Below are 14027 nucleotides of genomic sequence, written 5' to 3'. Positions count from 1 at the left end.
GGGATGGGCGGGCAGCGGGCCCGCGATGCCTGACCGGTTCTAGGCCCTGAGCTGTTTGTTAAAAAACGCCAGGGTGCGCTCCCACGCCAGCTTGGCCGCGGCGGCGTCATAACGCGGCGTGGTGTCGTTGTTGAAGCCGTGTTGCGTGCCCGGGTACTGGTAGGCGGTGTAATTCGCACCTGCCGCCTTGAGTGCCGCCTCGTAGGCAGGCCATGCGGCATTGATGCGCTCATCCACCGCAGCGAAATGGATCAGCAGCGGTGTCTTGACCTTGGCGGCATCTTCCGCTGCCGGCAGGTTTCCGTAGAAGGGAACGGCTGCGCTGAGCTCCGGCAGGCGCGTGGTGAGTGTGTGCGACATGCCGCCGCCATAGCAGAACCCGACCACACCCAGCTTGCCGGTGCAGTCGTCCCGGCTCTTGAGCCAGGTGGTGGCCGCCACGAAATCCTCCACGCACTTTCGCTGGTCCAGTTTGGCGAACAACTCGCGCGCCTTGTCTTCGTCGCCGGGGTAGCCGCCCAGGGGGGTGAGTGCGTCGGGTGCGAAGGCGATGAAGTTGTCCAGCGCCAGCCGGCGGGTGATGTCTTCAATATGCGGGTTGAGGCCGCGGTTTTCATGAATGACAAGCACGCCGGGCAGTTTGCCCGTGGCATTGGCAGGCCTGGCCAGATAGCCTTTGACTGTGCCTGAGCCGGCGGACGACGGATAGCTGACCATGTCGGTCTTGATGCGTTTGTCATCCCGGGCAATTTGCTGCCCCGCGGCAAAATCGGGGCTGAGGGCGGCCAGCAGGGCTGTTGCGGTCAGGCCGGCGGTGGCGAATTTCTGGGCGCGCTCCAGGAACCCGCGCCTGTCAATGGTGCCGTGGACATAGGCATCAAACAGAATCAGCAGTTCCTGGTCAAAATCCTGGGCGGTCTTGCGTGGCATGTTGGGCTCCTGCAAAAAATCGAGCATACCGATTCGTGGCCTGCGTGGCAAAGGTCATCGTCAACCCGCAGGGCCGCAGTGTTTTGCGGCGCCATCCGGATGCTATGAAAAATATAGCTGCTTGCGCACGGCGGGGTTGGGCTGGAGGCTCTTTTTGTGCCTGAAACCCCTGGAAAACCGGCAAAACCTGTTTTAATAACGCACCGGGACGCTGGCCTGAATTGACAGGGCGTCCGTTCTGTGACTCACTGGGGTCGCTGTTCGCACTGCCTGGCTTCGGCGGCATCCCCAATCGATAGAGGAGAACTGCATCTTGAACCTGATTTCCTGGCTGATGACGTTGCTGGGCGTCGCCGTGGGCGCGCTTGCAGGTGTTTTGCTGTATGCCGCCTGGCTGCGCAAAAGCGCGAGTGCGAAGCTGCGGATACCCCACAAATGGCCGCTGCGTGCCCGCGGGGTGGTTACCAACGATGAATACGAGGTATGGAAATGGCTGCGAAGCACTTTCCACGACCACGCGGTGATGGTCAAGCTGCCGGTGCTGCGCTTTACCATTCCGCTGGAAAAAGACAAGGAAAAGGAAAAAGACAAGGAAAAAACCGAACGCCTGCTTGAGCTGCTCAATGGCGTCTACACGACTTTCACCATCTGCACCCTGGATGGCAAAGTTGTCGGTTGCGTGGATTTGCGCGGCAAACGTGATGTGAGCAAGGCCACCCGCCAGCTCAAGGAGACACTGCTGTCGGATTGCGGCATTGCCTACACCTCCATCAAGGCCGGCCGTCCGCCCACGGTCAGCGCCATGCGTGCCGCCTTCCTGGGGGAAATTCCGGAGGAGCTGGTGCAGGAGCACCAGGAAACCCGCGGCGGCGACAGCAGTTTCCACGCCGACCTGGAATCTTTCACCCGGGAACGTGTCAAGGCCGCCAAGGACGCCGCGCTCAAGGAACTCAACAAGGACAACCAGCCAGAAGTCTCGCGGGCCGCGGCTACGAGTAACGTCGGCTTCAATCCCGACGGTACGGGGGGCATTCGCATAGACAAGAACAATCGTTTCGCCACGCAGTGGGAAGATTCCTTTACTCAACCCGCCGATGCGCGGCCGGCCAGGATCGAATAGGGGACGCGGCAATGAGCGCTGCGCAAAGGCAGCTGCCCGCGAGCGGCGGTCAGAGGAAAACGCTGCCGTGAGCAGGCTGGGGCATACCCGGGACAAGATCTACAAAACTGTGGCACGGCAGCTCCACGGGGTGGTGCCGTGCTGGGTGTGCGGCGAACATGTCACGCCCCAGGCCGCCACCCTGGAGCACATCCTGCCCCTGAGCGAAGGGGGCAACAGCCATGCAGAAAACCTGGCGATCAGCCATGAAGTCTGCAACGGCCAGCGGCACGCTGCAGGTGCCGTTCCGGCTTCTGCCGTCTCGCCGGGGCAGGTCCAAAGGCGCAAGTCCCCGCTTCTTGCCGCCAATCCATGACATCTTGCTTGCGGTACCTGTTTCGGTTTGTGCTTGCCTTGCTGCTGGTGGGTGCCGGGCCATTGGTTTGGGCGCAGCCGCAGGAGCCCGTGCAGGAGCGCACCGAAGCGGGTGAGATCACCATCGGCGGCGACGACAGATATGTACTGTCGCAGTCGTTTACCTACCTTGAAGACGCCGGCGGCGAGCTGACACTGGCCGACCTTTTGAAACCGGATGCCCAGGCGCGCTTTCAGCCGGTGCCGCAAACCGGCTCGGCCACCAATTTTGGTTTGACCAGCTCGGCCATCTGGCTGCGTGTGAACCTGCGGACCGAACGCAGCACACCCGCAGACTGGATGCTGGAGCTGGCCTATCCGCCGCTGGACCGGCTGGAGCTGTATTCACCGGACGGCAAGGGCGGCTTTGTGTGGCAGGTGGGCGGTGACCTGTTGCCTTTTGCAGATCGGGCCGTGGTGCACCGCAACCACGTGATGCCGGTGCGTCTCAAGCCCGGTGCCGTCAATACGCTCTACCTTCGGGTGACGTCGGACGGCACGGTGTCTGCGCCCGTTCGTCTCTGGCAGCCCGCGGCGCTGTGGCGGCACGACCAGGCTGAGTACGCCACGATCAGCCTCTACTTTGGGTTGCTGGTCGGGCTCTTTTTCTACAACCTGCTGCTGTTTTTCTCGGTGCGTGACCGGGCCTACCTGATCTATGTGGCATTTGTCGGCTGCATGGCCATCGCGCAGGCCGCGTTGACGGGTTTTGGCGCGCAATTCATCTGGCCGGGCCTTACCTGGTGGAACAGCATTTCGCCCCCTGCGGGCATGGCGGCGACCGCCTCTTTCGGCATTTTGTTTGCACGCAGCTTTCTTTCCAGTGCACTCAAGATGCCCCGCATGGACCGCTTTATAAAGGCGCTGGTGGGCGGCTGGCTGCTGACCCTGCTGGCCGCTTTTACGATGCCTTATGTGGTGTCTTCATGGATGGTGACCGTGCTGGCGGTTCTCAGTGTCACCACGCTGGTCGCGGTGGGTTTGCTGAGCGTGCGCATGGGGCATCCCGGGGCCCGGTATTTCCTGGCGGCATGGGCCCTGCTGCTGGTGGGTGTGGTGACGCTGGCGTTGCACAACACGGGTGTCCTGCCGTCGAATGTACTCACGGCCAATTCGCTGTTGATCGGGTCGGCGCTGGAAATGGTGGTGCTGTCGTTTGCGCTGGCGGACCGCATCAACGTCACCCGGCAGGAAAAAGAGCAGGCCCAGGCCCGCATCATGGCTGAGCAATCCATGGTGGAGGCCTTGAGCGTTTCCCAGGAAAACTTTCGCACCCTGCTGAAAGAGCGCGAAATGATCCTGGAAAACTCCATTGTGGGCATTGCCTTCCTGACACCGGATGGCCGCTTTCGCTGGGCCAACCAGGCCATGCTCAAGGTATTCGGTGCAGGCAGCAATCCATTGACCTCGATGGAGCCGTTTTACCTGTCGCGTGAGCAGTACCTGACGGTGGGCGGTGAAGTGGCCGCCTGCGTGAGCCGCGGTGAAAACTACGAAGGTGAGATCCAGGTCCGGCAGTTTGACGGTACGCTGATCTGGGTGTCGCTGTCGGGCAAGTCCGTAGCCGGACGCGACCTTTCGCAGGGCACGGTCTGGGTGATCATCAACATCACGCAGCGCAAGGAACTGGAGGCCAAGCTGCTGCGCACATCTTCCGAGCGCGAAGCCATTCTTAATAGCGCGCTGGTGGGCATTGTGCTGTCGGTGAACCGGCGCCATGAGTGGGTCAACGAGAAATTCGCCCAGATGATCGGCGGCCCGCGCGAAGAACTGATGGGGCAGTCTTCCAGCTATATTCATCCCGACCTTGCCACCTGGGAGCAGTTCGGCAAGGAGGCGCGTGAGACGCTGATTGCCACCGGCAGTTATATCAATGAACGCCGGCTCAGAAGGCGGGACGGACAGCTCTTCTGGGTGCAGATGGCCGGCAGCTGTGTTCAGCCCCATGACCCTGATTCAGGCGTGATCTGGGCGTTCCTTGACATCACAGAACGCAAGAAATCGGAAGAAGACACACGCGAGGCCCTTGAGCAGCAAAAGGCGCTCAATGAACTGCGCACGCGCTTCGTGGCCATGACCAGCCATGAGTTCCGTACACCGCTGTCTGGCATTCTTTCCGCCGAGGAATTGCTCAGGCATTACGGCAGCCGCTTGCCTGAGTCGGAAAAACTGGAGATTCTGGACAGCATTGCCGCCGGCGTGAAACGCATGACGGGCATGTTGGACCGCGTGCTGCTGCTGGGCAAGGCCGATGCCCAGATGCTGGAGTTTGAACCGCATCCGCTGGACCTGCACAGGCTGTGCCAGCAATTGGTGGAAGAGGCGCGCACCCAGCAACCGGACAGCCTGTGCGAGTTGCAGCTGGATTATTCCGCCGGGGCGGGAGAAGGCCTGTACGACGAGAAGCTCCTGCGCCACATCTTCAGCAACCTGCTCTCCAATGCGGTCAAGTACTCGCCGCTGGGCGGTCTTGTGCGGTTCACCGTGAGCATCGATCAGGACATGACCGTCATGGAGGTGGCGGACGAGGGCATCGGTATTCCGGAGGACGAGTTGCCGCACCTGTTCGAATCTTTTCACCGCGCCAGTAACGTGGGCACCATCCAGGGCACCGGCCTGGGCCTGGCGATTGTGCGCAACGCGGTCGACATCCACGGCGGCACCATCGATGTGCACAGCAGCGCCGGCTCGGGAACCACCTTCATTGTGCGCCTGCCGGCCAGGCACTGAGCGATCCACATGACTCCCGTAATCCACAGGCGCCGGTTGCTTCAGTCGCTGGCGGCGGCGGGTGCTGGTTTTTACCTGCCAACCAGGGCATCGGCCCAGCAACGGCTGACCGGCAATCCTTTCACGCTGGGCGTGGCCAGCGGCTCCCCCACCCATGACTCGGTGGTGCTCTGGACGCGGCTGCTTCTGGACAATGATGCGGCCATGCGCTTGCAGCCGGCGCCGGTGGCCGTGCGATGGGAGATTGCGCACGACGATCATTTTTCGCGCATCGTGCAAGCCGGCCAGACCCATGCCGTACCCGGTCTGGCCCACTCGGTGCATGTGGAAGTGCAGGGCCTGGAAGCCGACCGCTGGTATTTCTACCGCTTTGCGGTGGGCGATGCGTTAAGCGCCACCGGCCGCACCCGCACCTTTCCGGCACCCGATGCCGCTGTGGGGCGGCTGCGGCTGGCCTATGCCTCTTGCCAACGCTGGGAACACGGCTACTACAGCGCCTACCGCCATATGCTTGCTGAAGAGCTTGATCTCGTGCTCTTCCTGGGCGACTACATCTACGAGTACCCCAACGCCGGCCAGCCGGTGCGTGTGCCCACGGGCGGTTGGGTGCTCACGCTGGACGACTACCGCCAGCGCTATGCCATGCACAAGGTTGACGCCGACCTGCAAGCGATGCATGCAGCCTGCCCCTGGCTGGTGACGTGGGATGACCACGAGGTGCAAAACGACTACGCGGGCGCCACACCCGGCAACAGCGGGCCGCCGGCGCCGGACTTTGCCGCCCGCCGCGCTGCCGCTTACCAGGCGTTTTATGAACACATGCCCGTGCGCGCTTCGGCGCTGACGCGGGCCGTGGGCGGCCTGGCAAGCGGCGCAGAAATGCGCATTTACCAGCGCGTTCCCTACGGCCGCCTGGCCTCGCTCTACATGCTGGACGCCCGCCAATACAAAGATGCGCAGGCCTGCACGCGTGACGGCAAAGCTGGCTCCGGCACACTGAACCCCGCCACTTGCGCTGCGTGGAAAGATCCGGCCCGCAGCATGCTGGGGGCGCAGCAAGAAAGCTGGCTGGATGCTGAATGGAGCCGGGCCGCCAGCAAGGAGAGCGGCTGGAATCTGGTCGGCCAGCAATCGCTTTTTGGCCAGCGGGACTTTCGCCGTGGGCCTGAGCAGGTCTTCTGGAACGACGGCTGGGACGGTTATGCCGCGGCGCGTATGCGGTTCACGGACTCCCTGCGCAAGCACGCCGTTGCGAACCCGGTCATCCTGGGCGGCGATGTGCATGAAAACTGGGTTGGCCACATCAAGGCCGACTACGCGGATACTTCCAGCCCGTCCGTGGGCACCGAATTCTGCGGCACCAGTATCACGTCCCGTTCAGCCGGTAACGCGAAAATTCCGGACTACCTCGCCGAAAATCCGCATTTCGTGTTTGCGGACTCAGAACGGAAGGGCTACGGCGTGGTGGAACTGACCCCGCGCAAGCTCACTACCACCTTGCGTGTGGTGAGCGACGTGACGCGCGCCGACAGCGGTGTGCGAACACTGGCGCAGTTTGCGGTGCAGGCGGGGCGCCCGGTGATCGAGAAAGCCTGAATCCGGCATGAGTGCAGCAGGCCCCGGGTTCAGGTATTTTGAGGCTTTTTCGTAAGAAAAATCGGGCTCTAGCCCTTTCAGTGCATGCGCGAGAAGCTATTAAAACAATAGCAAACGAGTGCCCGCCCCAGATGAGTACCTGAGGCGCGGCACCCGGCGCGGCCAGCAGCGTCAAGCCGCCAGCTCTTCTTCTTCCAGGTTGTCGCTGAGGAAGCCACCGCTTTGGTGCGCCCAGAGCCGTGCATACAGGCCGCCGTTGGCCAGCAGGCTGCGGTGGTCGCCTTCTTCGACGATGCGCCCTTGGTCCAGCACGATCAGCCTGTCCATGGCGGCGATGGTTGAGAGGCGGTGGGCGATGGCGATTACCGTCTTGCCCTGCATCAAAGTGTTGAGGCTGCTCTGAATGGCGACTTCCACTTCGGAGTCGAGCGCGCTGGTGGCTTCGTCCAGCAGCAGGATGGGCGCGTCCTTGAGCATCACGCGCGCAATCGCGATGCGCTGGCGCTGCCCGCCTGAAAGCTTCACGCCGCGTTCACCCACGTGGGCGTCGTAGCCGTGGCGGCCGTGCGGGTCGGTCAGGTCGGCGATGAAGGTGTCGGCCTCGGCACGCCGCGCGGCCAGGCGCATGTCGTCGTCCGTGGCGCCGGGGCGGCTGTAGGTGATGTTGTCGCGCACCGAGCGGTGCAGTAGCGAGGTGTCTTGCGTCACCATGCCGATGTGGCTGCGCAGGCTGTCCTGCGTCACGGTGGCGATGTCCTGGCCGTCGATCAGGATGCGCCCGCCGTCGAGGTCATAGAACCGCAGCAGCAGGTTGACCAGCGTCGATTTGCCGGCGCCCGAGCGTCCGATCAGGCCGATTTTTTCACCGGGCCTGACGGTCAGTGTCAGCTGGTCGATCACGGGTTTGTTCTTGCCGTAGCTGAAGTTCACGGCTTCAAAGCGCACCTCGCCGCGCGGCACGTCCAGCGCGGCCGCATCGGGCGCATCGACGATGGTGTGCGGCCGCGAAAGCGTGTTGATACCGTCCTGCACGGTGCCCACGCTTTCAAAGAGGCTGGTGGTCTCCCACATGATCCAGTGCGACATGCCTTGCAGGCGCAGTGCCATGGCAGTGGCCGCGGCCACCGCACCCGCGCCGACCTGGCCCAGGTGCCAGAGCCATAAGGACGTGCCGGCCATGCCGAGGATCAGGCCCATGCTGAGCGTGTGGTTGACGATCTCGAACGCGCTGACAAGGCGCATCTGGGTGTAGCCGGTCTTCATGAACTCGCTCATGGCGTCGCGCGCGAAGCCGGCCTCGCGCCGGGTGTGCGAGAACAGCTTGACGGTGGTGATGTTGGTGTAGGCGTCGGTGATGCGGCCGGTCATCAGCGACCGGGCGTCGGCCTGCTGCTTGCCAATGCGGCCCAGCCGCGGCACGAAGTAATAGAGGCTGGCGATATAGAGCGCCAGCCAGACCAGGAAGGGCGCCACCAGTTTCGTGTCGAACGCGGCGGCCAGCACCGTCATGGTGGCGATATAGACGCCCATGGCCACCAGCACGTCGGCCAGCACGAAGAGCGTGTCGCGCACCGCCAGTGCAGTCTGCATGACCTTGGTGGTCAGCCGGCCGGCGAATTCGTCCTGGTAGAAGGACATGCTTTGCCCCAGCATCAGGCGGTGAAAGTTCCAACGCAGCCGCATCGGGAAGTTGATGGCCAGCGTCTGGTGCTTCACGGTGGTCTGCAGCGCGACGGCGGCGATGCTGGCCACCACGATGAAGGCGAGCCAGCCCAGTGTGTTGCCGTGCTCGACCCACAGGTTGGCGGGCGCCGTCGCGCCCAGCCAGTCGACGATGCGGCCCAGCATGGCGAACAGCAAAGCCTCAAAAACCGCCATCACCGCCGAGAGCAGCGCCAGCTGCAGGATGTAGCCGCGCGCGCCTTCGGTGCAGGCCCACAGAAAAGCCATGAAACCCTTGGGCGGCAAGGAAGGGTCGGCGTCAGGGTAGGCGGGAAGCTGGCTTTCGAATCGTTTGAAAAAAACCATGGATGTCGTTTGTCTTTGGTTCAGGTGTCTGCTTATAAGGTGTTATGGCTGTGGGATCGTTGACTTATTTCGGAGTGATTGATGCGCCGGCTGTGATGCCGGCAACACCAGGGCTTCAGCTGAAGAGCTCCAGCATCCGGTCCAGGCCGCCTTCATTGATGGCCACCATGGCCTGCTCGCGTACGCGCGGCTTGGCGTGATAGGCCACCGAGAGGCCGGCCACGCCCATCATGGGCAGGTCGTTGGCGCCGTCGCCCATGGCGATCGCCTCAAGCGGGTTGATGCCCAGATTGCCGCAGGTCTCGAGCAGCATCTTGCGCTTCTCTTCGCCGTCGCAGATGTCGCCCCAGGGCTGGTCGACCATCTTCCCAGTGAGAAAGCCGTCTTTCACCTCCAGCACGTTGGAGCGCGTGTAGTCGATGCCGAGTTCGTCACGCACGCGGTCGGTAAAAAAGGTGAAGCCGCCGCTGACCAGCAGCACTTTCATGCCGGCTTTCTTGCAGGTCTGCACCAGTTCGGCCGCGCCGGGGTTGAGTTTCAGTCGCTCGCGGTAGACCTCGTCCATGCTGGCCACGCTCACGCCCTTGAGCAGGGCCACGCGCTGGCGCAGGCTCTCCTTGTAGTCGGTGATCTCGCCGCGCATGGCGGCTTCGGTGATGGCTGCCACCTCGGCCTTGCGGCCCGCAGCGTCGGCGATTTCGTCCACACACTCGATATTGATGAGCGTGGAATCCATGTCAAAGGCGATCAGCCTGAAATTGCTGAGCTTGAGGTCTGGCGTAGAGACGTTGACGACGAGGCCGGGGGAGATTTCAGCGGGGGTCATGCGGGCGTTGCTTCTGTGGTGGAGGGGGTTTTGGGTTGACCGAGAGAGCGCAGGATGTCGCGCACCATTTGCGCGCGGTCTTTGGGTTCGGGGAGCTCGCGCTCGATACGCAGCTTGTCGTTGCCGGCCAACTTGATGTGCCGGTTCTTCTGGATGAGGTGCATGATGGCCATCGAATCGATGGGCGGGTCTTTCTTGAAGGTGATGTTGATGCCGCCGGGCGCGGCATCGACCTTGACCACGCCATAAGGCCGGGCGATCACGCGCAGGCGGTGCACGTCGATGAGTGTCTGTGCCTGCGGCGGCAGCTTGCCGAAGCGGTCGACGATTTCCTCCAGCAGCGCGTCGATCTGGTCGGTGTTCTTCGCCGTGGCCAGTTTTTTGTAGAAAGACAGGCGCAGGTGCACGTCGCCGCAATAGTCGTTGGGCAGCAGGGCCGGGGCGTGCAGGTTGATTTCGGTCGTCACGCTGAGCGGCGACAGCAGGTCGGGCTCGCGCCCGGCCTTGAGTGAGGCCACGGCTTCGCTCAGCATCTCGTTGTAGAGCTGAAAGCCCACCTCGAGCATGTTGCCGCTCTGGTTTTCGCCCAGCACTTCGCCGGTGCCGCGGATTTCCAGGTCGTGCATTGCCAGGTAAAAGCCCGATCCGAGTTCCTCCATCTGCTGGATGGCTTCGAGCCGCTGGCCTGCCTGCTTGGTCAGGCCCTCGATGTCGGGAACCATCAAATAGGCATAGGCCTGGTGGTGGCTTCGGCCCACGCGACCGCGCAGCTGGTGCAGCTGTGCCAGGCCGAACTTGTCGGCGCGGCTCATCACGATGGTGTTGGCGGTCGGCACGTCGATGCCGGTTTCGATGATGGTCGAGCACAGCAGCAGGTTGTAGCGCTGGGCGATGAAGTCTTTCATCACGCGCTCCAGCTCGCGCTCGGGCATCTGGCCGTGCGCCACAGCAATGCGCGCTTCGGGCAATATCTCTTCGAGCTTTTCGCGCCGGTTCTGGATGGTCTCGACCTCGTTGTGCAGAAAGTAGACCTGACCGCCGCGTTTCAACTCGCGCAGCACGGCTTCGCGGATCACGCCGTTGTTTTCGCTGCGCACAAAGGTCTTGATGGCCAGGCGGCGCTGCGGCGCGGTGGCGATCACGCTCAGATCGCGCAGGCCTTCAAGCGCCATGCCCAGCGTGCGCGGGATCGGCGTGGCCGTCAGCGTCAGCACGTCAACCTCGGCGCGCATGGCCTTCATGGCTTCTTTGTGGCGCACGCCAAAGCGGTGCTCTTCATCGATGATCAGCAGGCCCAGGCGCTCGAACTTCACGTCCTGGCTCAGCAGCTTGTGCGTGCCGACAACGATGTCGACCGTGCCGTCGGCCAGGCCCTTGATGGCGGCGGTAATCTCTTTGCCCGAGCGGAAGCGGCTCATCTCGGCGATCTTGACCGGCCATTTGGCAAAGCGGTCCACCAGCGTCTGGTAGTGCTGCTCGGCCAGCAAGGTGGTGGGCGCCAGCAGGGCCACCTGCCGCCCGCCGGTCACGGCGATGAAGGCGGCACGCAGCGCGACCTCGGTCTTGCCGAAACCCACGTCGCCGCAGACCAGCCTGTCCATGGGCCGCGGGCTGATCATGTCCTGGATCACGGCGTGGATGGCGGCGCGCTGGTCGGCGGTCTCTTCAAAGCCGAAGTCGTTGGCGAAAGTTTCGTAGTCGCCGGGCGAATAGCGGAAAGCATGGCCTTCGCGCGCGGCGCGGCGGGCGTAGATGTTGAGCAGCTCGGCGGCCGAGTCGCGGATCTGCTCAGCGGCCTTGCGCTTGGCTTTTTCCCACTGGCCGCTGCCCAGCCTGTGCAGCGGGGCTTCTTCGGCGCTGACGCCGGTGTAGCGGCTGATCAGGTGCAGCTGGCTGACGGGCACATACAGTGTGGCGCTGTCGGCATACTCGAGGTGCAAAAACTCCTGCAGCAGCGGCGTGCCGTCGGCATTGGTGCCCTGGCCCAGGTCCATGTTGATGAGGCCGCGGTAGCGGCCAATGCCGTGGGCGCTGTGCACCACCGAATCGCCCACGTTGAGCTCCGACAGGTCCTTGATCAGTGCTTCAACGTCGCTGACCTGTTCCTGCTTTTTGTTGCGGCGGCGCACGGTGGCGCCCGCGGCAAACAGCTCGGTCTCGGTGATGAAGTCGATGCCTTCTTCCAGCCAGCTGAAACCGGTGTTCAGCGCCGCGGTGGCGATGCCGAGCTTTTCGTCGCTGGCCTGGAAGTCTTCGAGGGAATCAAACGCCGGCGGGCTGACGCTGCTCGCGCGCAGGAAGTCCAGCAGGCTTTCGCGCCGGCCCTCGCTTTCGGCCAGCACCAGCACCCGGTGGGCCGTGTTGCGTACGTGGCCCTTGAATTTGGCCAGCGGATCTTCGGCGCCACGCACCACGGCCATTTCGCCCAGCTTTTGAAACTGCGCGTTGTCGGCCACGTCTTCGACCGTGGCGCGTATGGCCAGTTGCGCGTAGTCGTTGGCGCGCGCGTAGAACTGCTCGGTGCCCAGGAAGAGCGACTCGGGCGGCAGCGCCGGGCGGTCGGGTGCATCACGCACCAGCCGGTATCGGTCCTTGGTGTCTTGCCAGAAACGCTGGAAGGCCGGCTCCAGGTCACCGTGCAGCACCACGGTGGCATTGCCGCCCAGGTAGTCAAACACGGTGGCGGTTTCTTCAAAGAAGAGCGGCAGGTAGTACTCGATGCCGGCGGTGGCTACGCCGTTGCCCATGTCTTTGTAGATGCGGCTCTTGGTTGGGTCCCCGTCGAGTAGTTCGCGCCAGCGGCTGCGGAACCGGGCACGCGCCTCGTCGTCCATCGGGAATTCGCGTCCAGGCAAGAGGCGCACCTCGGGCACGGGATAGAGGCTGCGCTGGCTGTCAGGGTCAAAGGTGCGGATGCTGTCGATCTCGTCGTCAAACAGATCGACGCGGTAAGGCACAGGGCTGCCCATGGGGAAGAGGTCAATCAAACCGCCGCGCACCGCGTATTCGCCGGGGCTGACTACTTGCGTCACGTGGCTGTAGCCCGCCAGCGTGAGCTGGGCCTTGAGCCGCGTTTCATCGAGCTTTTGTTTGACCTTGAACTGGAAGGTGTAGCCCGCCAGAAAGCTGGGCGGCGCCAGGCGATATAGCGCCGTAGTAGCGGGCACGATGACGACGTCGGCGCCAGTTTCCTTGTCGCGCTGCTGGATTCGCCACAGCGTGGCCAGGCGCTCGCTGATCAAATCCTGGTGCGGCGAGAAGGTGTCGTAGGGCAGGGTTTCCCAGTCCGGGAACAGCGCGCAGCGCAGGTCAGGTGCAAAAAACGTGATCTCGTCCATCAGGCGCTGGGCCGTGGTGGCGTCCGACGTGATGATGGCGGTGAGCTTGCCGGCGGCTTTTTCGCGGGTGCCCAGACGTGCCAGCAGCAGGGCATCGGCAGAACCGACGGGCTGGGGCAGGGTGTAGCGTTTGCCGGTGACGAGTGAGGGTAGGTGCATTGATCGGTGCGCTGGCGAGTGTGTCGTTTCAAACAATCAGGAAAGAGGAAGGCAGGAAAGGCCAAAATCCAAACGACAAAAGCCAGACACCCCAAACCATCCGGAGTGGGGTGCCTGCATGCGTTCAAGCATCGATTTTAGAATCTATGATGAAGTTATGACGACAAGCCCTGCCAATAACCGTTCCGAACCCCGTTTTTTTGTGCTGATTCCCTGTGCGGGGCAAGGTAGCCGGGCCGGAACCCCTCAAGCCAAGCAATACCAGATGATTGACGGCATCCCTATGGTCCGCCATACCGTAGAGGCTTTTCGGGCGCTTCCAGGCACTTTCACCGGTTTGTGGGTGGTCATTTCCCCGTCGGATGACGATTTTTTGAAGGTGTTTCCCGATTTCGGCAACGCGAACGAAACCCTGTCGGTTGGTGGCGGACTGACCCGTGCGGCCACGGTGCTGAACGGCCTCAAAGCGATGGTGGCGCGGAAACCCGGCGGCGCGGCCCTGACCGACTGGGTGCTGGTGCACGATGCGGCGCGCTGCCTGGTCACAGCCGGGCAGATCAAGGCCCTGATCCATGAATGCCGCAATGATTCCGTGGGCGGCCTGCTGGCTCAAAAGCTGCCGGACACGCTTAAAACCGAACGGGACGGCCGCGTGGCCGCCACTGTGGACCGTAGCGACAAATGGCTGGCGCAAACGCCGCAAATGTTTCGTATCGGCGCGCTGATCGATGCGCTGGAGCGCGCCGGAGACGCTGTCACGGATGAATCCAGTGCCATGGAGGCGGCAGGGCTTTCTCCCCGGCTGGTCAGTGGGAGTGCGCAGAACTTCAAAGTGACCTATCCGGAGGATTTCGCGCTAGCGGAAGCTATTCTCGAGCGGCGCAGAAAATAGCTCATGGCTGCTACT

General features: G+C 63.0%; 9 protein-coding genes. 5 read left to right on the top strand and 4 right to left on the bottom strand.

Annotated elements, in window-relative coordinates:
* Positions 1-39: 39 nt before the first annotated feature.
* Positions 40-930, bottom strand: a complete 891-nt coding sequence (locus tag AC1DVV_RS08690; protein ID WP_457280529.1) for a dienelactone hydrolase family protein — start codon at positions 928-930, stop codon at positions 40-42.
* Positions 931-1243: 313 nt separating this feature from the next.
* Here AC1DVV_RS08690 and AC1DVV_RS08685 point away from each other — a divergent pair, with 313 nt between their 5' ends.
* From AC1DVV_RS08685 to AC1DVV_RS08670, 4 genes are all read left to right on the top strand, one after another.
* Positions 1244-2050 (top strand): DUF2726 domain-containing protein, encoded by an 807-nt coding sequence (locus tag AC1DVV_RS08685; protein WP_457280530.1) that lies wholly within the window; start codon positions 1244-1246, stop codon positions 2048-2050.
* 67 nt (positions 2051-2117) lie between these two features.
* Complete coding sequence (locus AC1DVV_RS08680; protein ID WP_477702164.1) at positions 2118-2405, top strand: HNH endonuclease; 288 nt, start codon at positions 2118-2120, stop codon at positions 2403-2405.
* A gap of 8 nt (positions 2406-2413) precedes the next feature.
* The gene (locus AC1DVV_RS08675; protein ID WP_477702163.1) at positions 2414-5173 is read left to right on the top strand and encodes a 7TM diverse intracellular signaling domain-containing protein; all 2760 of its coding nucleotides are present in this window, start codon (positions 2414-2416) and stop codon (positions 5171-5173) included.
* 9 nt (positions 5174-5182) lie between these two features.
* Positions 5183-6769: an alkaline phosphatase D family protein gene (locus AC1DVV_RS08670; RefSeq protein ID WP_477665836.1), complete on the top strand. Its 1587-nt coding sequence runs from the start codon at positions 5183-5185 to the stop codon at positions 6767-6769.
* A 171-nt stretch (positions 6770-6940) separates the two neighbouring features.
* On the opposite strand, the gene AC1DVV_RS08665 is transcribed toward AC1DVV_RS08670, so the two are convergent.
* The 3 genes from AC1DVV_RS08665 to mfd form a co-directional block, all read right to left on the bottom strand.
* Positions 6941-8797, bottom strand: a complete 1857-nt coding sequence (locus AC1DVV_RS08665) for an ABC transporter ATP-binding protein (RefSeq protein WP_477665837.1) — start codon at positions 8795-8797, stop codon at positions 6941-6943.
* 115 nt (positions 8798-8912) lie between these two features.
* Positions 8913-9623, bottom strand: a complete 711-nt coding sequence (gene serB, locus AC1DVV_RS08660; protein ID WP_457280535.1) for a phosphoserine phosphatase SerB — start codon at positions 9621-9623, stop codon at positions 8913-8915.
* Complete coding sequence (gene mfd, locus AC1DVV_RS08655) at positions 9620-13120, bottom strand: transcription-repair coupling factor (RefSeq protein WP_477702162.1); 3501 nt, start codon at positions 13118-13120, stop codon at positions 9620-9622. The genes serB and mfd overlap by 4 nt, the downstream gene beginning before the upstream one ends.
* 157 nt (positions 13121-13277) lie before the next feature.
* Between mfd and ispD the strand changes: the two genes are divergently transcribed.
* Positions 13278-14012: a 2-C-methyl-D-erythritol 4-phosphate cytidylyltransferase gene (ispD, locus tag AC1DVV_RS08650; RefSeq protein WP_477665839.1), complete on the top strand. Its 735-nt coding sequence runs from the start codon at positions 13278-13280 to the stop codon at positions 14010-14012.
* Positions 14013-14027 lie beyond the last annotated feature (15 nt).

This window comes from Polaromonas sp. P3_B4, assembly GCF_056402835.1.
The sequence above is the reverse complement of the archived record's forward strand: the minus strand, read 5'-3'. Positions and strand labels throughout refer to the sequence as shown.

Coding starts and splice junctions, on each gene's coding strand:
- mfd (WP_477702162.1), bottom strand. CDS start 13,120: ATGCACCTACCCTCACTCGTCACCGGCAAACGCTACACCCTGCCCCAG.
- AC1DVV_RS08665 (WP_477665837.1), bottom strand. CDS start 8,797: ATGGTTTTTTTCAAACGATTCGAAAGCCAGCTTCCCGCCTACCCTGAC.
- serB (WP_457280535.1), bottom strand. CDS start 9,623: ATGACCCCCGCTGAAATCTCCCCCGGCCTCGTCGTCAACGTCTCTACG.
- AC1DVV_RS08690 (WP_457280529.1), bottom strand. CDS start 930: ATGCCACGCAAGACCGCCCAGGATTTTGACCAGGAACTGCTGATTCTG.
- ispD (WP_477665839.1), top strand. CDS start 13,278: ATGACGACAAGCCCTGCCAATAACCGTTCCGAACCCCGTTTTTTTGTG.
- AC1DVV_RS08670 (WP_477665836.1), top strand. CDS start 5,183: ATGACTCCCGTAATCCACAGGCGCCGGTTGCTTCAGTCGCTGGCGGCG.